At 64.2% G+C, this 23,021-nt stretch carries 19 protein-coding genes; 4 read left to right on the forward strand and 15 right to left on the reverse strand.

Translation table 11 applies throughout. The annotated features are described in order from the left end of the window. Window positions 1–411 precede the first annotated feature (411 nt). The gene (mdtD, locus tag P0D87_RS14705; RefSeq protein ID WP_232292290.1) at window positions 412–1,797 is read right to left on the reverse strand and encodes a multidrug transporter subunit MdtD; all 1,386 of its coding nucleotides are present in this window, start codon (window positions 1,795–1,797) and stop codon (window positions 412–414) included. Between the two features lie 281 nt (window positions 1,798–2,078). Next, complete coding sequence (locus P0D87_RS14710) at window positions 2,079–3,488, reverse strand: aminotransferase-like domain-containing protein (protein WP_053858671.1); 1,410 nt, start codon at window positions 3,486–3,488, stop codon at window positions 2,079–2,081. A 173-nt stretch (window positions 3,489–3,661) separates the two neighbouring features. On the opposite strand from P0D87_RS14710, the gene P0D87_RS14715 reads away from it, so the two are divergent. Then, window positions 3,662–3,979, forward strand: a complete 318-nt coding sequence (locus P0D87_RS14715) for a DUF2917 domain-containing protein (RefSeq protein ID WP_006050074.1) — start codon at window positions 3,662–3,664, stop codon at window positions 3,977–3,979. Window positions 3,980–4,078: 99 nt separating this feature from the next. Here P0D87_RS14715 and P0D87_RS14720 read toward each other — a convergent pair whose 3' ends face one another. Further along, window positions 4,079–5,305 carry a citrate synthase family protein gene (locus tag P0D87_RS14720; RefSeq protein ID WP_053858670.1) on the reverse strand — a complete coding sequence of 409 codons (1,227 nt, stop codon included), beginning with the start codon at window positions 5,303–5,305 and terminating at the stop codon, window positions 4,079–4,081. A 119-nt stretch (window positions 5,306–5,424) separates the two neighbouring features. Between P0D87_RS14720 and P0D87_RS14725 the strand changes: the two genes are divergently transcribed. Beyond that, entirely contained in the window at window positions 5,425–6,834 is a 1,410-nt protein-coding gene (locus P0D87_RS14725) for a CoA transferase (RefSeq protein ID WP_053858669.1), read from the forward strand. 64 nt (window positions 6,835–6,898) lie between these two features. Here the strand turns inward: P0D87_RS14725 and P0D87_RS14730 are convergent, their stop codons facing one another. Beyond that, a complete protein-coding gene (locus P0D87_RS14730) occupies window positions 6,899–7,645 on the reverse strand; it encodes a GntR family transcriptional regulator (protein WP_006050077.1) in 747 nt (248 codons plus the stop codon). Window positions 7,646–7,862: 217 nt separating this feature from the next. On the opposite strand from P0D87_RS14730, the gene P0D87_RS14735 reads away from it, so the two are divergent. Beyond that, entirely contained in the window at window positions 7,863–8,708 is an 846-nt protein-coding gene (locus tag P0D87_RS14735) for an aldo/keto reductase (protein WP_053858668.1), read from the forward strand. A gap of 31 nt (window positions 8,709–8,739) precedes the next feature. On the opposite strand, the gene P0D87_RS14740 is transcribed toward P0D87_RS14735, so the two are convergent. The 11 genes from P0D87_RS14740 to P0D87_RS14790 all read right to left on the reverse strand — a co-directional run bounded on the left by P0D87_RS14740 (window position 8,740) and on the right by P0D87_RS14790 (window position 21,407). After that, window positions 8,740–9,222, reverse strand: a complete 483-nt coding sequence (locus P0D87_RS14740) for a hypothetical protein (RefSeq protein ID WP_053858667.1) — start codon at window positions 9,220–9,222, stop codon at window positions 8,740–8,742. Window positions 9,223–9,336: 114 nt separating this feature from the next. Then, the gene (locus P0D87_RS14745) at window positions 9,337–11,481 is read right to left on the reverse strand and encodes an ABC transporter ATP-binding protein (RefSeq protein WP_035569892.1); all 2,145 of its coding nucleotides are present in this window, start codon (window positions 11,479–11,481) and stop codon (window positions 9,337–9,339) included. Further along, the gene (locus P0D87_RS14750) at window positions 11,478–12,347 is read right to left on the reverse strand and encodes an ABC transporter permease (RefSeq protein WP_006050081.1); all 870 of its coding nucleotides are present in this window, start codon (window positions 12,345–12,347) and stop codon (window positions 11,478–11,480) included. The genes P0D87_RS14745 and P0D87_RS14750 overlap by 4 nt, the downstream gene beginning before the upstream one ends. After that, a complete protein-coding gene (locus P0D87_RS14755; protein ID WP_006050082.1) occupies window positions 12,344–13,351 on the reverse strand; it encodes an ABC transporter permease in 1,008 nt (335 codons plus the stop codon). Before P0D87_RS14755 ends, P0D87_RS14750 begins: the two co-directional genes overlap by 4 nt. A gap of 59 nt (window positions 13,352–13,410) precedes the next feature. After that, a complete protein-coding gene (locus tag P0D87_RS14760; RefSeq protein ID WP_053858666.1) occupies window positions 13,411–15,084 on the reverse strand; it encodes an ABC transporter substrate-binding protein in 1,674 nt (557 codons plus the stop codon). A gap of 369 nt (window positions 15,085–15,453) precedes the next feature. Further along, complete coding sequence (locus P0D87_RS14765) at window positions 15,454–16,482, reverse strand: HoxN/HupN/NixA family nickel/cobalt transporter (protein WP_053858665.1); 1,029 nt, start codon at window positions 16,480–16,482, stop codon at window positions 15,454–15,456. An 18-nt stretch (window positions 16,483–16,500) separates the two neighbouring features. Next, window positions 16,501–17,025 (reverse strand): cupin domain-containing protein, encoded by a 525-nt coding sequence (locus tag P0D87_RS14770; RefSeq protein ID WP_006050085.1) that lies wholly within the window; start codon window positions 17,023–17,025, stop codon window positions 16,501–16,503. Between the two features lie 196 nt (window positions 17,026–17,221). Next, a complete protein-coding gene (gene fusA, locus P0D87_RS14775; RefSeq protein ID WP_006050086.1) occupies window positions 17,222–19,327 on the reverse strand; it encodes an elongation factor G in 2,106 nt (701 codons plus the stop codon). Window positions 19,328–19,581: 254 nt separating this feature from the next. Next, window positions 19,582–20,112: a DUF192 domain-containing protein gene (locus P0D87_RS14780; RefSeq protein ID WP_053858664.1), complete on the reverse strand. Its 531-nt coding sequence runs from the start codon at window positions 20,110–20,112 to the stop codon at window positions 19,582–19,584. 144 nt (window positions 20,113–20,256) lie between these two features. Continuing rightward, entirely contained in the window at window positions 20,257–20,451 is a 195-nt protein-coding gene (locus tag P0D87_RS14785; protein ID WP_027212290.1) for a hypothetical protein, read from the reverse strand. Window positions 20,452–20,837: 386 nt separating this feature from the next. Then, window positions 20,838–21,407, reverse strand: coding sequence for a pseudouridine synthase (locus P0D87_RS14790; protein WP_053858663.1), 570 nt, complete (start codon window positions 21,405–21,407; stop codon window positions 20,838–20,840). Window positions 21,408–21,746: 339 nt separating this feature from the next. Here P0D87_RS14790 and icd point away from each other — a divergent pair, with 339 nt between their 5' ends. After that, window positions 21,747–23,003, forward strand: coding sequence for an NADP-dependent isocitrate dehydrogenase (icd, locus tag P0D87_RS14795; RefSeq protein WP_006050089.1), 1,257 nt, complete (start codon window positions 21,747–21,749; stop codon window positions 23,001–23,003). Window positions 23,004–23,021: the final 18 nt, after the last annotated feature.

Consider the following 23,021-nt stretch of genomic DNA (forward strand, 5'->3'; position numbering starts at 1 on the left):
TGGTGGTGCTCATGTTGGGCCTGAATGCGAGCAAGTGACTACCTTGGGCGTGGCATTCGTTGAACATCCGCTCGGATAGTGTGGCGCCATGACGGCTTGCGTAGGTAGCTAGCCCTCAGCCCTCAGCCCTCAGCCTTTCGCCTTCAACCTCCAGCCCTCACATCTCAGCCCTCAACCACGAGCCACGAGCCACGAACCACCAGCCACGAACCACGAACCACGAACCACGAACCACGAACCACGAACCCCCAGCCACCAGCCTTCACCCCTCAGCGGCTAGCCTCCACCGTTCCACCTCCAGCCCCCAAGTCATCGAGCCGCCGAGCCATCAAGCCATCGAGCCATCAAGCCACTTCCGCCCGCATTCCAAGCGCAACCTTCCCACCAGCAAACCCCCACCAACCCCACCCCTCACGTCCGCTCAGAAGGATCAGTTTTCCTGGCCGGCGTCCGGATATCCGGCGACAACTGCGCGAAGATCCACGCCGAACCCGCGGTGATAATCCCCACGCAAAGGAACGTCGCATGAAACGCGGGCAGAGAGTTGGCAGCCGTCACGCGCGGCAAGAGCCCGGTGAAGGTCGCCAGCAGCGCGCCGGCCACGGTGACGCCGAGGCTCATCGACAGCATCTGGACCAGTGAGAACAAACTGTTGCCGCTGCTTGCGCCGCCGGTGCCGAGATCCTTGAGCGTCAAGGTGTTCATCGCGGTGAATTGCATCGAGTTGACGCCGCCAAACAACGCCAGTTGCACGAGCCTCAGCCACAGCGGCTGTCCCGCGTTGGTCAGCGAGAAGCTGGCCATCGTCAGGCCGACGAGAACCGTGTTGACGATCAACACGCGACGATAGCTGTACCTGACGATCAGCTTCGTCACGAGCCGCTTCGACGCCATGCCGGCAGCAGCAACGGGCAGCATCATCATGCCGGCTTCGAATGCGCTGTAGCCGAGACTCACTTGCAGCAGCAGCGGAATCAGATAAGGCATCGCGCCGCTCCCGATCCGCGCGAACAGATTGCCGAGCAGTCCGACACTGAACGTGTGAATCTTGAACAGGTCGAGCGGAAAAATCGGCGCGGGCTCGCGCACCGCGTGCAAGCCATAGGCGACGAAGCAGGCCAGGCCTAGAATCAACAGCACCAGCACCGTTGCGTGTTGAATGCCGAATTCGGTGCGGCCATCGAGTGCAAACGAAATCGCCACCATGCCGACGACCAGCAGCAAGTAGCCCTTGACGTCGAACCTGCCGACCTCTTCGTTGCGGCTGTCGGGCATGAAGATGAAGGTGGCGATGCATCCGGCGATGCCCACCGGCACGTTGATCAAAAAGATCCAGTGCCACGACGCGATTTTGACGAGCCAGCCGCCCAGCGTCGGGCCGATCAATGGACCAATCAGTCCCGGGATCGCAACGAACGACAGCGCCGGCAGATAGCGCTCTGCCGGAAAAGTCCGCAGCACGGCGAGCCGTCCGACCGGCAGCAACATCGCGCCGCCCACGCCTTGCACGATCCGGAAGATCACCAACTGGTTCAGCGTATGAGCGTTCGCGCACAGCAACGAGCCGACCGCGAAAACCAGAATCGCGCTGAAGAACACGCGTCGCGTGCCCAGTTTGTCGGCGAGCCAGCCGGAGACCGGGATCATCACGGCCATCGTCAGCGAATAGGCGATCACGACGGACTGCATGCGCAACGGCAATTCGCCGAGGCTCGTCGCCATCGCCGGGAGGGCGGTGTTGACGATCGTCGAGTCGAGCGTCTGCATGAAAAAGCCGGTGGCGACGAGCCACAGCATGACCGTCAGCGAGCGGGCGGAAGGCGCGCTGGGCGCTACGGTTGAAGAGACAGGCTGGGTCGGCGGCGTGGACATGAAGTAGCGGCTTGGCGCTCAGAACGGGCAGGAACTCGCTATTCTAGGGAAAAGCCGCGGACGACACAGCGAGGGGTCGGGCCGCAGCACCGCGCGAGACGAGCGTGTTCGCATCTGCTGCGCGCTATCGTTTGGAGAATGCACCGACGCAGCACGGCCGCGGTGCGGAGCCAGGCTCAGACATCCAGCGCGCAAGCCCGAGTCACTCACTTCAACTTCGCCGCCGCCCGAAAAAACGCCTGTGCACGCGGCTCGTTACCGAACGCCGCGTGAATTCGAATCCACGGACTCGGCTCCATACCCGGCCTGAAGTAACTGCCCGGCGCGACCGTCACGCCCAGCGGCGCGCCGCATTCCACCAGCCGCTCGGCATTGTCCACGTGCGGCACGCGCGCCCACAAAAATTTTCCGCCGACGGGCTTCTCGAACACTTCCCAGCCCTCATCCTCGAGTGTCTGGATCGTCGAGCCGAGCGCGTCACGCATACGGCGGCGCAGTCGTTCGAGATACTTACGATATGCGCCGCGCTCGAGCAGCGACGCCGTCACCGTTTCAGCGAAAAGCGAGCCGCCGATGCTCGTCAGCATCTTGATGTCGACGAGATCCTTGATGATCGCGTGACTCGCGACCACGCAGCCGATGCGCAACGACGACGACAGCGTCTTCGACAGTCCGCCGATGTAGATCACATGTTCGAGCTGATCGAGTGTGGCGAGGCGGTCGGTGACGTCGGTCTGAAAGTCGGCGTAGATATCGTCTTCGATGATCGTGAAGCCGTGTTCGCGCGCCAGTTGCAGCAGCCGGAACGCGACCGGCGGCGCGACCGTGGTCCCGGTCGGATTGTGAAACACGGTATTGATGAAGAACAGCTTGGGCCGGTGCTGCTTCAACTGCGCCTGCATGACGTCGAGATCCGGCCCGCTGCGCGTGCGTGGAATGCCGACGAGCCGCACGCCGTGCAGCTTCAGCAGGCCGTAGAGATTGTAGTAGCCGGGGTCTTCGACGAAGATCGTGTCGCCCGCCTTCAGCATGTAGCGCATCAGCAGATCGAACGCCTGACTCGCGCCGTTCGTGATCAGGATCTGCGACGTGTCCGCGCGAATCCCGAGTTGCGCGATTCGCGCCTGCAAATGTTCGCGCAAGCTGAGGTTGCCGAGCGGCGTCGCGTAATCGACCATGCTCGCGGGATCGGTGCGCAGCACGTGCCGTATCGCCTGCGCGATGCTGTCCGTATCTCGCCACGGCTCGGGGATAAAGCCGCTGCCGAGCTTCAGCGTTTCGCCGGGGTGGTTGAACTGCTGCAGCAGATGGTCGGATTCTTCTTCGGCGCGGCGCGGGTCCGAGGTGCCGTCGCACTGTGCGCCGCCGGGCGGCCGGTCCGCCACATAGAAGCCGGAACCGTGGCGCGAGTCGATGTAACCGAGCGATACGAGCCGGTCGTACGCCTCGATAACCGGAAAGCGGCTCACGCCGTAGTCGGCGGCGAACTGGCGGATCGACGGCAATTTCGAGCCCGGATGCGCGGTCCGTGAACGAATCCAGGTGCTGACGCCCGCGACGATCTGCTCCGTCAGCGGTACGCCGTTGTCTCTATCAAGCTGAATCTCAAGTCGCATGTGCTTTCCTTCCCGGACGGGACGTGCGGTGCGGGTCAGGAGCTCACACACGCCAACTGTTCGGTTTTTCGACTGCACAGTTCCGATGAAACTGTTCGGAACTGTGCATGGGTATTCGATGATCGCACGACAATAATCGATACAACACAAAAGCCCTCTGAAGGAGAACGGCCATGCGTGAAGTGCGGATTTTTGAACTGGAACATGACGAGCCGGTGGCCGCGTGGCGCGTCGCGCGCCCGTCCACTTTCAAGGTGATCTCAGGTGAAATCTGGCTAACGGTCGAAGGCGACCGCGACGACTATTGGCTCGCCACCGGCGAATCGATCGATCTGCCGCGCGGGGCCGTCGCGTGGATCAGCGCGGGAGAGGCGGGTGCGCGCTTCGCGCTCGCCAGCGGCTCGGAGCGTAGTGCGGAACGCGGCCCGGCGAGGCCGACGCGCGGTGCGGCGGTGCCGAGCTGGCTGCCGCGTTGGCTCGGCGCTATGTGAAGGAGCGGAGGGGAGCGTTTTGCGCGACAGTCGTTGCGTGAAGAGAGAAGGAGCCCGCCGGGCCGGCGCGTAGGTGCCCCGCCCGACGACAAGAAACGCTCAACTCTCCCCTACATACCTCGCCCGCGGCCGGATCAAGCCGCCGTCGCGCGCCTGTTCCATCGCATGCGCGATCCACCCGACGACACGCCCCACCGCAAACAACGTGAAAGCGGCGCCCACGGGCAAGCCAAGCACCCGCTCCATAGCCGCGAGCGCGAAGTCGACGGTCGGCTCAGCACCGGTCGTATCGCGGACCGCCCGCGCCAGCGCCTGCACCTCGCCGAGCGGCGAGCGCGCCGGCGCGCACTCCCCTAACAATTCCAGCAGGAGCCGCGCGCGCGGATCGCCTTGCGGATACAGCGGATGGCCGAAGCCGGACAGCACCGGCCCCTGCGCGCCGTGCTCATCGCGCGATAGACGAGTGGCCAGGTAACGATCGAGATCGGCGGCGCGCGACGCTTCTTCGAACAACGCCGCGATGCGCATGGTCTCGCCGCCGTGACGCGGGCCGGCCAGCGCGGCGAGACCGCCCGCCACCGCGCCGAACAGATGCGTGCCCGTCGACGTAATGCAGCGAACCGTGAACGTCGACGCATTCAGCTCATGGTCCGCGCACGCGACCAGCGCGGCGCGCAGCAGCGCCGCCTGCTGCCGGTTGCGGACCTGCCACGAGGACGCCAACTGTCGATGCAGCGGCGCATTCGAAGGCGCGGCCGAGATCATCGCGGCGGCCAGCAGCCGCATCACGGCGCACGCGTTGTCCAGTTGCGCATCGCGCCCGAGCGCCCAGACCCGCGGCATTTGCGCGGCCGCCGCGGGCAGCAGCACGAGCGCGCGATCGAGCGGCGTGCTGTCGCCCCACAGCTTCAGCCACGCGGCCCATTGAGCGGCGCCGAGCGGGACGGGCGGCGCATCGGCGATACGCGCCGCGCTGCACTCCCACAGCAACGCCGCAATATCTTCGAGCGATTCGGTGCGCGCGAGCTCCATCGCATCGCGTCCGCGATACAGCAGGCGACCGTCGGCGACGAGCGTAATCGACGATTCCAGCACCGGTACGCCCCAATCCAGCACTTTCTGCGCGACCTTGCCCGCGCGCTTGCCGTCTTCCTTGCGCCGCGCGAGCCGCCGCACTTCGCGCGCGTCGTAGCGGCGATGCTTGCCTTGTGCATCCGGTGACGAACTCAGCAAGCCGCGGCTCACGTACGCATAAAGCGTGGTCACGCTGATGCCGAGTTCGGCGGCGGCTTCGGTGGCAGTCAGGGAATCGGAGGATGGGGGCATGAGAATAGGCCGCACAACAACCAAACAAATCAATATACATTGATTATCACAATCAAGATTGATTCAAACAACCCACGCTTCTAGACTCAACCACATTCCTCGACCCGAATGTGAACGCCATGACCCCCGAACTCGCACTCGATCACATCTGGACGCTCGCAGGCTGCGAGCGAGCCGCGCTTCGCTCGGTTCACTTCACCGGCAGCGAGCCGGCCTTGCCGTCGGTGTTTCGTGTCGGCGCGCTGGCGTGCGCGACCATCGCCGCGACGGGGCTGGCAGCGGCTGAATATCATCGGTTGCGCACGGGACGCGGGCAGCGCGTGAGCGTGGACATGCGCCGAGCGCTGGCTTCGTTTCGCAGCGAACGTTATCTGCGAATCGACGGTGGTCCGCCGCCCGCGCTGCGCGATCCTGTGACGGGTTTCTATGAGACGCGCGACGGCCGCTGGATTCAATTGCACACGAACTTCGCGCATCATCTGGCGGGCGTATTGAAAGTGCTCGGCTGCGAGAACGATCGCGCGGCGGTCGCATCGGCGATACGTGGATGGGATGGCGCCGCGCTCGACCAGACGCTCGCCGACGCCGGCCTGTGCGCCGCGTTGATTCGCACGCCGCAAGAGTGGGCCGCGCTCGATCAGGCAAAGGCAATCGCGAGTCTGCCGCTCTTCGAAATCGAGCGAATCGGCGATGCCCCGCCGGAACTCGCGACGCGGCATGCGTCGCCGTCGGTGAATGCGGGCAGCCGGCCGCTGTCGGGTGTGCGCGTGCTGGACCTGTCGCGCATCATCGCCGGTCCGGTCGGTGGGCGCGCGCTCGCGCAGCATGGCGCCGAAGTGTTGATGATCAACGGCCCGCATCTGCCGAACATTGCGCCGCTCGTCATCGACAACGGCCGCGGCAAGCGCTCGGCCGTGCTCGATCTGCGCGATGCGGCAGGCCGCGAGACGCTGCGCGGATTGACGCGCGATGCCGATGTCTTTTTACAGGCGTATCGCCCCGGCGCACTGGCGGCGCGCGGATTCGGTCCCGACGATGCAGCGCGCGTGCGGCCCGGCATCGTCTACGTGTCGGTGTGCGCCTATGGATACGAAGGGCCGTGGGCGTCGCGGCGCGGGTTCGACAGCCTCGTGCAGTCCGCGAGCGGCATCGCGGCGACGGAGCAGCGCGCGGCGGCATCCGCGGAGCCGAGGCATCTGCCGTGTCAGGCGCTCGATCACGCGACCGGCTATCTCGCCGCGTTCGGCGCGATGGCCGCGTTGGCGCGGCGCGCTACCGAAGGCGGTAGCTGGCATGTGAAGGTGTCGCTCGCACAGACGGGCCGCTGGCTGCAATCGTTCGGTGAGATTCCCGACGGCTGGCAGGCGCCTGAGCTCACGCTCGACGACGTGCGCGACTGTCTCGAAACCGTGCAGTCCGGGTTTGGCCGCGTGCAGGCCGTGCAGCCTGCCGAGCAGCTCGATGGGACGCCGGCTTTCCTCGCACTGCCACCCGCGCCGATCGGCACGCACGAGGCGAAGTGGGTTTGATGCGTTGATGCGGCCGCATCACGACGGCCGCATCGAAGAAAGCTTGCACGGCAAACCCCACGACCTACTTCCTCAACTCCGCCACAAAATCGTAGTAATCGTTACGGCAATAAGTGTCGGTCAGTTCAATAGCGCGCTGATCCGCCGTATAGCCCACACGAGTGATCAACAGCAGCGCCTCATTCGGCGCGATGCTCATTTGCTGCGCGATTTCCTCGCTCGCATTCACCGCGCGGAAATGCTGCAACGCGCGGACGATGGTCAGCCCGCGGTTCTCCAGGTACGTATAAAGCGAATCGCCGATGGCCTGCGGATCGGGAATCACCGCAGCCGGAAAGGTCGAATTCTCGACGGCCATCACGATGCCGTCCGCGAGACGCAAGCGCCGCAGACGCGTCACCGCCGCAGCCGGCGACAGCCCGAGCTGGATCACTTCGTCGCGATTGGCCGGCAGGATCTCGCGCGACAGCCACTGCGAACTCGGCGTGAAACCGCGCCGCCGCAGCATTTCGCTGAAGCTCGACAGACGCGACAGCGGATCTTCGTAGCGCGGCGTGATGAAACTGCCGGCGCCCTGCGTGCGTCGAATCAGGCCTTGTTCGACGAGCAACGCGATGGCCTTGCGAGACGTGATTCGCGAAACGCCAAGCGCCTCCGAGAGCACACGCTCCGAAGGCAGCGCTTCGCCCGCGTTCCAGCGATTCTCGTGAATCGCGGCGCCGAGCTTGCGGGCAAGTTGCAGGTAGAGCGGTGTGTCGTTTTCCGGGTCCGGGCGCAGGTCGCGCCAGCGGTCTTCCGAGGCAGAGGTCATGGGGCTTACGCTAGAAGGGCGAGGAGCAATTCTAAGACATCGGCGCGCGACGTTATAGCGGGCTTTTGCCTGGTCATCGGTCGGATCGCGGCGTAGCCGCTAAACTCGTCGATGCGTCGTCGATACGAATCGAGCAGCAGCGCCGTGCGCCGGGTCTGTGTTTCGCGCCGTCGCATGGTCGGACATTCAGCCATAGTCAGTCACTTCAGGAGCCAGCATGACGAGCGACATCGCAAGCGTGAGCCTGCCCGACGGCGAGCGCCTCCCGAAACTCGGGCAGGGCACATGGGAGATGGGCGAGCAGCCGGCGCGCCGCGCGGCTGAGATCGACGCGCTGCGATGCGGCGTCGAGCTCGGCATGACGCTGATCGATACCGCCGAAATGTACGGCGACGGCGCGACCGAGTCGCTGCTCGGCGAAGCGCTTGCAGGACTGCGCGACCAGGTGTTCCTTGTCAGCAAGGTGTATCCGCATAACGCGAGCCGGCGCGGCGTGATTGCGGCGTGCGAACGCAGCCTCAAACGTCTGAACACGGATCGGCTCGATCTGTATCTGCTGCACTGGCGCGGCTCGGTGCCGCTCGCGGAGACGGTCGCGGCCTTCGAGGCGCTGCGCGAAGCCGGCAAGATCCGCCACTGGGGCGTGAGCAACTTCGATACCGACGACATGGAAGAACTCGTGGCCACGCCGGGAGGCGAGTCGTGCGCGACGAACCAGATCCTGTATAACGTCGCGCGGCGCGGGCCGGAGTTCGACCTGCTGCCCTGGCTCGCCGCGCGCAACATGCCGGCCATGGCCTACAGTCCCGTCGATCACGCGCGTCTGCCGCGCCGCTCGCCGCTCGACGATATTGCGAGCGCGCGCGGCGTCTCGGTGTTCCAGGTCGCGCTTGCGTGGGTATTGCAGCAGCCAGGCGTGTTCGCGATTCCGAAGGCGGGCCGCGTCGAGCACGTGCGCGACAACTATCGCGCGCTCGAATTGCGGCTCGACGCAGAGGAGCTTGCCGCCATCGACGGCTACTTCAAGCCGCCGCGCGGCAAGCGCGCGCTGGAAATGCTCTGAGCGTCGTGCTCATCGCACGGGCAGTGCGTCGTCAATTGCAGCTGTGATGCATGTGCACCGAGCCCAGCACCGCGACTTCGGCGGGCGTGTGCTTGAGCGACTCGTCGTTGACCTGGCCCGCGTCCGTGACGAATTCCTCGACGATCGACGACACCGGCGCATTGCGCAGGCACAGCGACACGCGCTGCGTTTCGTTGGCCGGCAAGGACGTGCGCTGACCGAGGAACAACACGCCGTACTGATAGCCGTGGATGATGCCGCGAATCGCGCCGACACACTGGCCCTGCGCGACGTTATCGTTCTTCTGCTTGCAGGTCTGCGCGAGCGAGTACGCGGAGAAGCTGGGATCGACAGGCGGCGCGGCCTGCGACAACGTGGGCGACAGTGGTTGCGCGGCCGGCGCCGGCTTTTGCGTGCCGGTCTGCGCATGCGCAAGCGAGGCGAGACTCAAAGCGGCGGCCGCGGCGAGGCCGGCGACCGCACGCGCCGCGTAGCGGGGGACGTTTCGTTGCATGTTGTGATGCCCTCATATCGAACGTTGAATTGATATGAGGCAATTGCGGCGCTTTGGTTCCAGGCACGCGCGGCTGGCGCATCTATTGCGATGGGTCGCGTCCGGCGTTTTGCGTTAGACAGTTGGCGCATCGTCGGGAATGTCGTTGACCTCGTCGCGCGGGGCGGCTTGCAGCATGCGCAATTGATCGACGGGAATATGGCAGCGGATCAGGTGCTTGCCTTCGGTAGTTTCCGTGCCGCCGCTTGCGTCCGCAAACGGCGGGTCCTGCTGCTCGCAGATCGCGCCCAGCTTGCGCGGGCAGCGCGTATGAAACACACAACCCGACGGCGGCGATGCGGCGCTCGGCAAATCGCCTGAAAGCCGAATGCGGGTTTTACGCGCGTGGGCATCGAGTGTCGGTACCGACGACAACAGCGCTTCCGTATAAGGATGCTGCGGTCCGTCGAACACGGCTGCAGCCGGCCCGATTTCGAGCAGCCTGCCGAGATACAACACGGCGATACGATCGGACAGATAGCGCACGACATGCAGATCGTGCGAAATGAACACGTAGCTGACGCCGCGCTCGCGCTGCAAATCGGCGAGCAGATTGAGAATCGCGGCCTGCACGGAGACGTCGAGCGCGGAAGTCGGCTCGTCGCAGACCACCACGCGCGGCTCGCCCGCGAATGCGCGCGCAATCGCCACGCGCTGCTTGAGTCCGCCGGAAAGCTGGCGCGTGCGCGAGCCGAGATAGCGCTCCGGCAAACGCACGGCGGCGGTCAGCGTGGCAAGCCGTTCGTCGATGGCGGCGCCGCGCAGCGCGCCAAGACGCGACAACGCGCGGCCTATCAGACGCTTGACCGAATGCGCGCGATTCAACGCCGAGTCGGGATTCTGGAACACGATCTGCAGCGACTTGACCTGCTCGTCGTTGCGTCGCGTGACGCGCGCGGCGAGCGGCGCGCCGTCGAGTTCGAGCACGCTGCCGGCGTCGGGCGTGAGCAGGCCGAGCATCAGCTTCGCAAGCGTCGTCTTGCCGCTGCCCGATTCGCCGACGAGGCCGAGCGTCTCGCCGGCTGCGAGATCGAGCGATACGTTGTCGACCGCGCGCAACCCGCCGCCCGATACATGGAAAGTCTTCGACAGATTTTCGGCCCGCAGCACGAGCGCACGCGGCTCGTTGCCGCTCATCGCGCGATGGTCCGCGGGCAACGCTTGCGCGCTTGCGCGCGGCAACTCGATCGCGCGCTCGTGATAATGGCAACGCGACATCTGATCGCCATGCGCTGCGCTCACGCGATACGGCGGCGGCGCTTCGCGGCGGCAGCGGTCGTCGGCGAGACGGCAACGCTCGGCATAGATGCAGCCTTGCGTGACCGACCCCGGCGACGGCAAGCCGCCCGCAATCGTATCGAGCCGCTCGCTGTCCTTGCTGCGCCCCGCCGTGGGCAGGCAGCGCAACAAGCCCACCGTGTACGGATGACGCGGCCGCGTGAAGACATCTTCGGTCGCGCCTTCCTCGACCAGCTTGCCCGCGTAAAGCACGCCGACGCGCTCACACATGCGTCCGATCACGGCGAGGTTATGGCTGATGAACAGCACGGCCGTGCCCAGCTCCGCGCGCAGTTGCGCGACGAGGTCGAGCACTTCGGCTTCGACCGTGGCGTCGAGCCCCGTGGTCGGTTCGTCGAGAATCAGCAGCGCCGGGTTGGAAGCGAGCGCCATCGCGATCACCACGCGCTGCTGCATGCCGCCCGACAATTGATGAGGATAGCTGGCCATCACCCGCTCGGGCGACGCAATGCGCACCCGTTGCAACATCTCGAGCGAGCGCTGCAATGCTTCTTCGCGCGCGAGACCGGCGGCTTCGAATGCTTCGGACACTTGCCGCGCAATCGTGAGCGACGGATTCAACGCGCGGCCGGGGTCCTGATAGACCATCGAAATCGTATTGGCGCGCAGCGCCCGCAATGCATCGGCATCGAGCTTGTTCACCTCGGCGCCCGCGATCGCGATCTTGCCCGCCTTCACTTTGCCGTTGCGCGGCAGATAGCGCAGCGCCGCCATCGCGACGGTCGACTTGCCGCAGCCCGATTCGCCGACGAGCCCATACGCTTCGCCGCGCCGCACGCGAAACGACACGTCCTGCAGCACTTCGCGATCGCGTCCGCGCATCCGGTACGTGACCGTCAGGCCGACGACGGTCAGCGCATCCGTGCGATCGCTCTTCGAGACGTCGAAGGCGGGGAACGAGGAGGGCGGCGGTCCGTTCATCGGTCGAGTACACCTTGTACGCCGTCGGCGATCAGATTCACGCCGACGACGAGCGACGCAATCGCGGCGGCCGCGAACACGACGGTCCACCATGCGCCGCCCGCCATCAGCGTGTACGACTCGGAGAGGGCGAGGCCCCAGTCGGCGGACGGCGGCTGAATGCCGAAGCCGAGAAACGACAGCGTGGCCACCGCGAAGATCGCGTAGCCGAGCCGCACGGTCGCCTCGACGATGATGGGCGGCAGCACGTTCGGCAGAATCTCCGCGAACATGATGTACGGCGCGCGTTCGCCGCGCAGTTGGGCGGCGGCCACGTAGTCGAGATGGCGCTCGGCGAACACGGCCGCGCGCACGGTGCGCGCGGTGATCGGCGCGAAGGTGATGCCGATCACGAGTATCACCGTGAAGTTCGACGCGCCCACCGCGGCAAGCGCGAGCAACGCGACGATCACGAGCGGCAGCGCGAGAATGGCGTCGATTGCGCGGCCCACCACGTTGTCGACCCAGCCGTCGAAGTAGCCGACCACGAGACCGAGCGCGGTGCCCGTCGCCGTGCCGAGCAGCGTCGCGAGCGGCGCAATCGTGAGAATGTCGCGCGCGCCGACGATCACACGCGAGAACACATCGCGGCCCAGTTGATCGGTGCCGAACCAGTGCGTGTGATCAGGCGGCATCAGCGAGTTGAGCGGGTCGGACGCGTACGGATCGACGGGCACGAACCACGGCCCGGCGATCGCGCAAACAATCCACCATACGACGATGACGAGGCCGACGACGAACGTCGGCGAGCGCAGCAGCACGCGCAACGGGTCGAAGCGCGGCTCGCTCGCGGCGCGCGGCGCGGCCGGTGGAACGATCGTGCTCATTCGGCGCTCCTCACGCGCAAGCGCGGATTGAGCAGCACGTGCAACGCATCCGCGATCAGATTGGCCGCGGTGTACACCACGCCGATGGTCAGTACGCCGGCTTCGAGCATGGGGAAGTCTTTGGCCTTCGCGGCGTTGTAGATCAGCGAGCCGATGCCCGGATAGCGGAACAGCGTCTCCACCACGACAAGTCCGCCGATCATGTAGCCGAGCTGAGTTGCGGCCACGGTGATGGTCGGCAGCAGCGCATTGCGCAGCACATGCCGCCAGATCACGACATGACGCGGCAAGCCCTTCAATATCGCGGTGCGCGTGTAGTCGGCGTCGAGCGCTTCGACGGTGCCGGCGCGCGCCATCCGCGCGATGTAGCCGAAGAACACCAGCACGAGCGGCAGGATCGGCAGGATCAGGTAACGCAACTGTTCGAGCGCGCCGGCATCGGGCGGATACGACGCTTCGATAGGCAGCCAGCGCAGCCACACGCCGAACACGAGAATCAGCACGATCGACGAGACGAACTCGGGCACCACCGTTGCCGACAAGCCCGCGATGCTGATCGTGCGATCGAGCCAGCGTCCCGCGTGCATGGCGGACCACACGCCGCCCGCAATGCCGAGCGGCACGACGACGATGAACGCGAGCAAGCCGAGCTTCGCGGAATGCGCGAGCGCATCGGCGATGAACGGTCCCACTGGCTCGCGATACGCGTACGAAAGCCCCATGTCGCCGCGCAGGAAATGCGTGATCCAGTCGACGTATTGCGTCGTCAGCGGACGGTCGGCGCCGAGTTGATGATTGAGCGCGGCGACCGCGCGCGCGTCGGCGAGCGGACCGAGCACCGCGCGGCCGATGTCGCCGGGCAACAGTTGGCCGCCCGCAAACACGATCATCGACAACAGCCACAGCGTGATCAACGAGAGGCCGACGCGCGTCGCCAGAAAACGCACGACGCGCCCGGCGTTGCCGTTCGGCGCGGAAGCGGAGGGATTTGCAGTGGTCGACATAGTGAACGGCTGACCAGTCAAAGGCGGCGCGCGAGTAAAACGCTCAGACGCTGGGACGCTCAGGCGCTCAGCACCGCGCGGTCGAAATAAAGCTGCGCGAGCGCGGTGAAACGCACGCCGTTCACGCCCTTGCGCATCGCGATCAGTTGATCGTAGAAGAATGGAATGATGATCGGCGTTTCGTCGAGCAACAAGGTCTGAATCTGCCCGGAGATTTTCTTCTGCGAGGCGAGGTCGACAGCCGCGACGAACTGCGCGACCAGTTGATCGTATTGCGGATTCTTAAAGTGCGCGGCATTCCATGTGCCGCCGCTCGTGAGCGGCGCGTTCAGAAACACATTCGGCACGCCGCGATGACCGTAGTCGGTGATGCCGAGCGGCGAGTCGAGCCAGTCCGATTTGCCCGGCGTACCCGCGCCGTAATACAACGACTGGCTCTCGACTTTCAGGTTGATGCGCACGCCGATCGCCTTCGCCGCGTTCTGCACGACGACCGCGAGATCGGGAATCTCCATGTACTTTTCGGTGGTCAGCGTGACGTCGAAGCCGTTGGGCACGCCCGCTTGCGCGAGCAGCTGCTTGGCCTTCGCGACGTCGATCCTGCGCTGCGGCACGCCCGCATCCGACGAAGGAAACACCGGCGCGAACGGACTGTCGTTGCCGAGTTGCGCGCGGCCCTTGAAGAGGCCGCGCACCAGGACGTCGCGATCGAGCGACAACGCGAGCGCCTCGCGCACGCGCTTGTCCTTGAAGAGCGGATTGTCGTTGCGCATATGAATCTGCCGATGCGCGCTCGACTTGACGCCCACTGCCTTGTAGTCGGGGTTGTTCAGAATGGCCGCGCCGCCCTGCACGGTGAACGTGCCCATCACATCGGCCTGATGGCCTTGCAGCGCGAGCAGTTGCGCCTGCTGGTCCGCGTAAAACGAAAACTGTACCCGTTGCGGTAACGCTTTTTCGCCCCAGTAATCGGGGTTGCGCACGAACGACGCGCCGACCTTCGCCTGATACTTCTCGAGCTTGAACGGACCGGTGCCGATGAAGCTCTTTTCATAACCGCCCGCGTAATTCGCCGGCAGGATCACTGCGTTGTAATTGTCCGAGGAAACGTAGTAGGGGAAGTTGCCGTTCGGTGCGTCGAGGTGGAAAGCGACCGTGTGGTCGTCGACCGCCTTTGCGCCGCCTTTGGACAGCACGCCCTTTAGCACCGACAGCGCCGCCGAGCCGCTTGCCGGATCGGCGAGACGGTCGAACGTGGCGACCACGTCTTTCGCGGTGAACGGCTGGCCGTCGTGGAACTTCACGTTCTCGCGCAGCTTGAAGGTCCACACATCGCCCTTGTCGTTCGGCTTCCACGACAACGCGAGCGCCGGCTTCAGCATGAGCTTTTCGCCGTCGTCGTCGATCAGGAATTCGCCGGTCTGGTTCAGCAGCGCGAGGCTCGCCGCGTCCGTCACCGTGAGCGGATCGACTGCGCCGGCGGGCGTCAGATGCGCAACGCGAATCGTCTGATTCGACGGCGTGCCGGGTTTCGCGCTGCCCTGTGCCGATGCGCGCGGCGCGTCGAGCACGCCGCCGCCCACGAGCGACAAGCCGATCACGCTCGCATAGCGCAGCAGTTCGCGGCGCGTGATGCGGCCGGCGCGGAATTCGTCGATGGCGTGATTGCCGTAGGCGTCGGCGGTGCGGCGGGCGAGGTCGAGAGCGGGAAATCGGTCAGCGGGAGTCTTCATCGTTGGAATGTCCAGTCCGTTCGGTTGCCGGTTCTGAGAAGCCGCGCCGGATGCGCGGCAGGTTGACTGCGCATGGGCGCTGTTTCGGCGATGCAAGGCCGTTTCAGTTTAAGCGATTGCTCGCGGATTGGAGCGCTCGCGTCGGCGTGAGATCCGCGATCGGCGGATAAAAAGGGCCGGTGTGTGTCGTGATGACAACGGTTGCGATGGCTTCACGGGGCATCGCGCGGAAGCCGCGCGTCCCTGCTGCGGGCTGCGCGCGTGGACTTCGATTGCCATTGGCGGCGCTATAGCGAACGAACCGGCAACGGAGCTATGAAGAGCTTGAACGCTCGAGCGCTGTTGAACGCTCGAGCGCGGTTCATCGACTCACCGCGCTGCGACGTCCGGCCGCCGCCAGCGGTGAAACAGCACCGAGCCGATCCAGCACGCCATGAACGCGGCGACGATTCCGTAGCCGAGCACACCGAACTGCTCGTTGACGCTCGCCGCCGCATCCCACACGCCGCCACTGAGCCCGAGTTTGTCCGACAGCAGTCCCAACGCTTCGACGCCGCCAATCACAATCGCGATGACCGCCGACACGAACGTAATGCTCGCGTTGTAGTAGAGCTTGCGCTTCGGGTCGTCCATCGCCCAGCCGTATGCGTGGACCATCAGCACGTTATCCGTCGAATCGACGAGCGTCATGCCCGCGGTGAAGAGCGCGGGGAACACGAGGATCGAATACAGCGGCAAGCCCTTGCCGGCTTCGGACGCGGCGATCGCGAGCAGACCGATCTCGGTGGCGGTGTCGAAGCCGAGGCCGAACAGCACGCCGACAGGGTACATATGCCAGCTTTTCGTCACGAGCCGGAACAGCGGCCGCAGCGCGCGCGATAGAAGACCGCCGGGCGCGCCTGCATCGGCACGATCGAACGCGATCACAGCGGCTTCGCCGTCGCGTTGCACATGACGATAGCGGCGCCATACATCGCGCAGAATCACGAGATTCACAGCCGCGAGCACGAGCAGAAACGTCGCCGAAACAAGCGTGCCGATCGTGCCGCCCACGGCCTTGAAGGTCTCGAAGCGGCCGTGCAGCGAATGCGCGGTCCACGCTATGCCGAGCGTCGCCAGAATCACGATGGTCGAATGTCCCAGCGAAAACGCGAGACCCACGCCAAGCGGGCGCTTGCCGGTCTGCATCAGCTTGCGTGTGACGGCGTCGATGGCGGCGATGTGGTCCGCGTCGACCGCATGGCGCAGACCGAATCCATACGCGAGCAAGGCCGTGCCGATGAGCAGCGGATAGTGGCGGAACGCGATCAACGCCCACGCCCAGGCGGCGAGATTGGCGGCGATCAGAACGGCGTACAGCGTGAGAAGGCGAGGGCGCAGCGAAGCGGTCGGCGTCATGAGTCGCGTGAGAGTGGATTAGTGATCGTGCGGATGTTTGTGAATCGGATCGACCCAGTACACCGTTTCGGGCTGCTCGACGGCGTCGATGTTCAGATTGACCACGACCGCTTCGTTGTCGCTGCGCACGAGCACGCATTCGAGCGGATCGTCGGTGCTCGCATTGATCTCCTGATGCGGCACATACGGCGGCACGAAGATGAAGTCGCCGGGGCCCGCTTCGGCGGTGAACTCCAGATGCTCGCCCCAGCGCATGCGCGCCTGGCCGCGCACCACGTAGATCACGCTTTCGAGCGCGCCGTGATGATGCGCGCCGGTCTTCGCATTCGGATGAATCGTCACGGTGCCGGCCCAGATTTTCTGTGCACCGACGCGTGCCGCATTGATGGCGGCGGCGCGATTCATGCCGGGCGTCTGCGCCGTGTTGGTGTCGAGCTGATCGCCCCTGATGACCTTGACGCCATGCTCGCGCCAATCGACAGGCGCCGGCTGCGGCGCGTCTTTCTCGTCGTTGTAATGCGGATGTTCGTGATCCTGGCTCATCGCGTGTCTCCTCGTGGCTTGGGAGGCGGGGCGAACTTCGCGGCCCCGTCCGGCATTTTTACACGTTAAAAAAGCTGCGCGTCGCGTGAGTGCGCTCACGAGCTTATTCGATCGACGAAAAAAAGCCCGTCCACGAGGGACGGGCTTCGCCTGCTTTGCCTTGCAGAACCCAGGCCGTTTTCACCGGCGCACAGGCTTACTTGTGCTTCGCGTTGATGACGGCTTCCGCGACGTTGTTCGGCGTTTCGGCGTAGTGCTTGAACTCCATCGTGTAAGTCGCGCGGCCTTGCGTCGCCGAACGCAGCGATGTCGAATAGCCGAACATTTCCGCCAGCGGCACTTCCGCGCGCACGAGCTTGCCGCCGCCGCCCGCGATGTCTTCCATGCCTTGCACCATCCCGCGACGGCTCGACAGATCGCCCATCACGTTGCCCATGAAGTCTTCGGGCGTTTCGACTTCGACGGCCATCATCGGTTCGAGCAGTACGGGCTTGGCCTTGCGCATGGCTTCCTTGAACGCCATCGAGCCGGCCATGCGGAACGCGTTTTCATTCGAGTCCACGTCGTGGTACGAGCCGAAGGTCAGCGTCACCTTGACGTCGACCACCGGATAGCCCGCGAGCACGCCGGCCTTCAGCGTTTCCTGGATGCCCTTGTCGACGGCCGGAATGTATTCGCGCGGAATCACGCCGCCCTTGATGGCGTCGACGAATTCGTAGCCCTTGCCCTGCGGCGCCGGCTCGAGCGTGATGACCGCGTGGCCATACTGGCCGCGGCCGCCCGACTGCTTGACGAACTTGCCTTCGACGTCCTCGACCTTGTTGCGCACGGTCTCGCGATACGCAACCTGCGGCTTGCCGACCGTTGCCTCGACACCGAACTCGCGCTTCATCCGGTCGACGAGAATTTCCAGGTGCAGCTCGCCCATGCCGGAGATGATTGTCTGGCCGGATTCCTCGTCCGTTTGCACGCGGAACGACGGGTCTTCCTGCGCAAGACGATTGAGCGCGATGCCCATCTTTTCCTGGTCGACCTTGGTCTTCGGCTCCACGGCCTGCGAGATCACCGGCTCGGGGAAGATCATCTTTTCGAGGATGATCACGTTGTTCGGATCGCACAGCGTGTCGCCGGTCGTCGCTTCCTTCAGGCCGACTGCCGCGGCGATGTCGCCTGCGTAGACTTCCTTGATTTCCTTGCGCTCGTTTGCGTGCATCTGCAGGATCCGGCCGAGGCGCTCCTTCTTTTCCTTGATCGCGTTGTAGACGGTGTCGCCCGAATTCACGACGCCCGAGTACACGCGGAAGAAAATCAGCTGGCCGACGAACGGGTCGGTCATGATCTTGAAGGCGAGCGCGGAGAACGGATCGGTGTCGTTCGGATGACGCTCGATTTCGTTGTCGTGTTCGTCGTGACCGGTGATGGCGGGCACGTCGACCGGCGACGGCAGGTAGTCGATCACCGCGTCGAGCATGGCCTGCACGCCCTTGTTCTTGAACGCGCTGCCGCACAGCATCGGCACGATTTCATTGGCGATGCAGCGCGTGCGGATGCCGTGCTTGATTTCGTCTTCGGTCAGCGTGTCGCCGCCCAGATATTTTTCCAGCAGTTCCTCGCTCGCTTCGGCGGCGGCTTCGACCATCTTGTCGTGCCACTCCTTAGCCGTCGCCGCGAGTTCCGCGGGGATATCGCGGTACTCGAACTTGATGCCCTGATTCTCTTCGTCCCAGAAGATCGCCTTCATCTTGACGAGATCGACCACGCCCTGGAAGTGCTCTTCCGCGCCGATCGGAATCTGGATGGGCACGGCGATACCTTTCAGGCGGTCGCCGATCTGACGCTGCACGCGGAAAAAGTCCGCGCCGACGCGGTCCATCTTGTTGACGAACGCGATGCGCGGCACCTTGTACTTGTTCGCCTGACGCCAGACGGTTTCCGATTGCGGCTGCACGCCGCCGACCGAGTCGTAGACCATGCAGGCGCCGTCGAGCACGCGCATGGAGCGCTCGACTTCGATCGTGAAGTCGACGTGCCCCGGCGTGTCGATGATGTTGATCCGATGCTCGGGATAGTTGCCGGCCATGCCCTTCCAGAAGGCGGTGGTGGCCGCCGACGTGATCGTGATGCCGCGCTCCTGCTCCTGTTCCATCCAGTCCATCGTCGCCGCACCGTCGTGAACCTCGCCGATCTTGTGGGTCACGCCGGTGTAGAACAGGATGCGTTCAGTGGTGGTGGTTTTGCCGGCATCGATGTGAGCGCTGATGCCGATATTCCGGTAGCGCTCGATGGGAGTCTTGCGGGGCACGTGAACCTCCTTGGAATAGCGCGCCTGAAACGCTTGCCGGGCGGCAGTCTGTGCCGCCCGAACCGCGGGATTGCTGCGTTGCTAAGACTACTAGGATAGCGCGTCGGCCCGTCTTTTGCAGGAATCTTGCCAGGTGTGGCTGTGGCGTGGCTGGCGGTGTGGCTGGCGGCGCGCGGAGCGTAAAAACGACAAAAGCCGATGCCTTATGAACAGGCACCGGCTTTGCGGTGAGCGAGGCGACGTTGGGGGCGGTTTTACTGCGCCGCCGGAAGCCCCTGAATCTTCATGCCAGGCTTGATCCCTTTCGACGTGAACCAGCCCTTGCTCATCTCGAGCGCGTACACGCCGTTGTTCTTCGGGCAGTGGTTATTCGTCGTCTCGGCCTGCATTTCGTCGATGTCGGTCACGGTGCCGTCCGCGCGAATGAACGCGATCGACAACGGAATCAGCGTGTTTTTCATCCAGAAGCAATGCACGGCGTTTTCATTGAAGACGAACAGCATGCCTTCGTTGGGCGCGAGGCTGGTGCGGTACATCAGGCCCTGCTCGCGGTCGGCGTCGTTGGCGGCGACGGCCGCGTCGATCACGAACATGCCCGCGGTCAGCTTCGCGCGCGGAAATTCGCCCGGCTGTTTTGCGCCAGAGGGCATTTGCTGCGCGTGAGCAGGCAGCGCACTCAGAGCCGAAAACGATATGGCCGCGAACGGCAGGATTGCGGCAACGGCGAGACGTGCCATGAAAGGTGTCATGAAGCGCGCCATCAACGAGCGCAGGGGAAATCGCACGGCGTGACTCCTTGCTGAGATTAACCGGGGAATGTTACGCGAGCGCGTCAAAAACAAAAAGGCAGATCGCCTTGCGGTGATCTGCCTTTCAACGCCGTAAGAACGGCAATGAAGCGAGTTCTTGACTGCGTTTTTACGACAAACTTACTCCGAAGCTGCCGAAGCGGCTGCTGCAGCAGCTGCCTTCTTGTGCGACTTCTTGTGAGCGTGCTTCGTGGTCTTCTTTGCCGACGAAGCTGCTGCTGCCGGAGCTGCCGAAGCTGCTGCCGGTGCCGAAGCTTGTGCGAATGCTGCCGTTGCGAAAAGGCCAGCGACCAGAGCGGCGATCAGTTTGTTCATTTTGAAAATCCTCAGCTTGAGTTAATTAACCAAATGACCCGGTTATGTTTGAGTCATGTCGGTAAACGTGCCATCCACCTTTCGGTTGACAGCGCATCGAACAAATTTTCGACGCGTCTGCCGAGCGCTCAGACTGCCCGCACGGACCGCACAAGCGGCTTGTACAAAGGCTCTTAAGGCTGAATGCCGGACAGCTTCGGGCGGCATCTGCGTCGAATAACGCGTGAGCTTGCGCACCGGTTGACGTCAATTTTGCGGAAAATTTCAGCACGCGACATTGAGTTGAACCAGGCTTCGAGCCGTGCATGCGCGAGCCGCTGTTTCACGGCTTTTTTATTAACTGGTTTCACGCGCGATTTTGTTCGCGCATACAACGAGTTAGCGAATCAGGCGACGCCTTGCCAAGGCGCGTTGTGCGGCAACTCGACGCTCTCGCCCGGTTGCAGGCCGAGCGAAAAAATATCCAGCGCGCCGATGCCGACGCGCACGAGACGCAGCGTCGGAAAGCCGACCGCGGCCGTCATGCGGCGCACCTGGCGGTTCTTGCCTTCGGTGATGGACAACTCGATCCATGTCGTCGGAATCGCGGCGCGATAGCGAATGGGCGGCATGCGCGTCCATAGCGTGTCGCCTGGCTCGACGTACTCGGCGCGACACGGCTTCGTCACGTAGTCGCCGAGATCGACGCCGCGCGCGAGCTTCTTCAGCGCGGCCGAATCCACCCCGCCTTCCACTTGCGCCCAATAGCGCTTGACGAGCTTGTGACGCGGCTCGGCGATGCGCGCTTGCAGCGCGCCGTCGTCGGTGAGAAGCAGCAGGCCCTCGCTGTCCGAATCGAGACGGCCCGCCGGATACACGCCCGGCACCTTGACCCAGTCGGCGAGCGACGCGCGCGTTTCGTGCGCGGAAAACTGGCAGATGGTGCCGAACGGCTTGTTCAGAGCGATGAGGCGCATAGGAAGGTGATGATGTCGTGCGGCGCCCGCCGCAGCAGCATGAGGCGCGACGCGGGGCCGCCGGAGCGATGCCTGTGGCGAATGGCGGGATAATAATGCATAGGGCGCGGCGGGGCGGCTGCGCTCATCGACGAGATGGAGAAGACAACAGACGGACGCCGTGCTTTATTCCAGTCTGCATGTTGGAAAACCCCGAGCCGCGGCGGCCTCGATGCCGCGGCCGTGTGGGCTAGAATAACGGCCAGGCCGCGTGCGCGCGTCCGGCATTGCGCGTAGCGAGGAGCATCGTCTTGGCAGTCTCCCATCAGCTTGCAGCACAGCCTTCACTGGAGTCCGATCATGCCGTATCAGCACATCAAGGTTCCGACCGGTGGTGACAAGATCACCGTCAATGCGGATTTCTCGCTCAACGTTTCGGATCAGCCGATCATTCCGTATATCGAAGGCGACGGCACCGGCCTCGACATCACGCCGGTCATGATCAAGGTCGTGGACGCAGCGGTCGAGAAGGCTTACGCGGGCAAGAAGAAAATCCACTGGATGGAGATCTACGCGGGCGAGAAATCGACGCGAGTGTACGGGCCGGACGTGTGGCTGCCTGAAGAAACGCTGCAGGTGCTGAAGGAATATGTGGTGTCGATCAAGGGACCGCTCACCACGCCCGTCGGCGGCGGCATCCGTTCGCTGAACGTCGCGCTGCGTCAGGAACTCGATTTGTACGTATGCCTGCGTCCGGTGCAGTATTTCAAGGGCGTGCCTTCGCCGGTGCGTGAGCCGGAAAAGACCAACATGGTGATCTTCCGCGAGAACTCCGAAGATATCTACGCGGGCATCGAATGGCCGGCCGAATCCGAGCAGGCAAAGAAGGTCATCAAGTTCCTGCAGGAAGAGATGGGCGTGAAGAAAATCCGCTTCCCGGATACGTCGGGCATCGGCATCAAGCCGGTCTCGCGCGAGGGCACGGAGCGTCTCGTGCGCAAGGCGATTCAGTATGCGATCGACAACGACCGCCGCTCGGTCACGCTCGTGCACAAGGGCAACATCATGAAGTACACGGAAGGCGCGTTCCGTGATTATGGTTATGCGCTCGCGCAGAAGGAGTTCAACGCGGAGCTGATCGACGGCGGCCCGTGGATGAAGGTCAAGAATCCGAAGACGGGCGGCGACATCGTCGTCAAGGATGTGATCGCCGACGCTTTCCTGCAGCAGATTCTGTTGCGCCCCGCCGAATACGACGTCATCGCCACGCTCAATCTGAACGGCGACTACGTGTCTGACGCGCTGGCCGCGCAAGTGGGCGGCATCGGCATCGCGCCGGGCGCGAACATGTCGGATTCGGTCGCGATGTTCGAGGCCACTCACGGTACGGCGCCCAAGTACGCGGGCAAAGACTACGTGAATCCGGGCTCGGAAATTCTCTCGGCGGAAATGATGCTGCGCCATCTCGGCTGGCTCGAGGCGGCGGATCTGATTATCAAGTCGATGGAAACGTCGATTCTGCAAAAGCGCGTCACGTACGACTTCGCGCGTTTGATGGAAGGCGCGACGCAGGTGTCATGTTCGGGGTTCGGGCAGGTGATGATCGAGAATATGTAGTCCGGCTTTGGGGACGCG

The organism is Paraburkholderia sp. RL17-368-BIF-A (assembly GCF_046054045.1).
Classification (GTDB): domain Bacteria; phylum Pseudomonadota; class Gammaproteobacteria; order Burkholderiales; family Burkholderiaceae; genus Paraburkholderia; species Paraburkholderia graminis.

Coding starts and splice junctions, on each gene's coding strand:
- P0D87_RS14710 (WP_053858671.1), bottom strand. CDS start 3,488: ATGCGACTTGAGATTCAGCTTGATAGAGACAACGGCGTACCGCTGACG.
- P0D87_RS14735 (WP_053858668.1), top strand. CDS start 7,863: ATGACGAGCGACATCGCAAGCGTGAGCCTGCCCGACGGCGAGCGCCTC.
- icd (WP_006050089.1), top strand. CDS start 21,747: ATGCCGTATCAGCACATCAAGGTTCCGACCGGTGGTGACAAGATCACC.
- P0D87_RS14725 (WP_053858669.1), top strand. CDS start 5,425: ATGACCCCCGAACTCGCACTCGATCACATCTGGACGCTCGCAGGCTGC.
- P0D87_RS14715 (WP_006050074.1), top strand. CDS start 3,662: ATGCGTGAAGTGCGGATTTTTGAACTGGAACATGACGAGCCGGTGGCC.
- P0D87_RS14730 (WP_006050077.1), bottom strand. CDS start 7,645: ATGACCTCTGCCTCGGAAGACCGCTGGCGCGACCTGCGCCCGGACCCG.
- P0D87_RS14755 (WP_006050082.1), bottom strand. CDS start 13,351: ATGTCGACCACTGCAAATCCCTCCGCTTCCGCGCCGAACGGCAACGCC.
- P0D87_RS14785 (WP_027212290.1), bottom strand. CDS start 20,451: ATGAACAAACTGATCGCCGCTCTGGTCGCTGGCCTTTTCGCAACGGCA.
- P0D87_RS14765 (WP_053858665.1), bottom strand. CDS start 16,482: ATGACGCCGACCGCTTCGCTGCGCCCTCGCCTTCTCACGCTGTACGCC.
- P0D87_RS14770 (WP_006050085.1), bottom strand. CDS start 17,025: ATGAGCCAGGATCACGAACATCCGCATTACAACGACGAGAAAGACGCG.
- P0D87_RS14740 (WP_053858667.1), bottom strand. CDS start 9,222: ATGCAACGAAACGTCCCCCGCTACGCGGCGCGTGCGGTCGCCGGCCTC.
- P0D87_RS14790 (WP_053858663.1), bottom strand. CDS start 21,407: ATGCGCCTCATCGCTCTGAACAAGCCGTTCGGCACCATCTGCCAGTTT.
- P0D87_RS14720 (WP_053858670.1), bottom strand. CDS start 5,305: ATGCCCCCATCCTCCGATTCCCTGACTGCCACCGAAGCCGCCGCCGAA.
- mdtD (WP_232292290.1), bottom strand. CDS start 1,797: ATGCTGTGGCTCGTCGCCACCGGCTTTTTCATGCAGACGCTCGACTCG.
- P0D87_RS14750 (WP_006050081.1), bottom strand. CDS start 12,347: ATGAGCACGATCGTTCCACCGGCCGCGCCGCGCGCCGCGAGCGAGCCG.
- P0D87_RS14745 (WP_035569892.1), bottom strand. CDS start 11,481: ATGAACGGACCGCCGCCCTCCTCGTTCCCCGCCTTCGACGTCTCGAAG.
- P0D87_RS14760 (WP_053858666.1), bottom strand. CDS start 15,084: ATGAAGACTCCCGCTGACCGATTTCCCGCTCTCGACCTCGCCCGCCGC.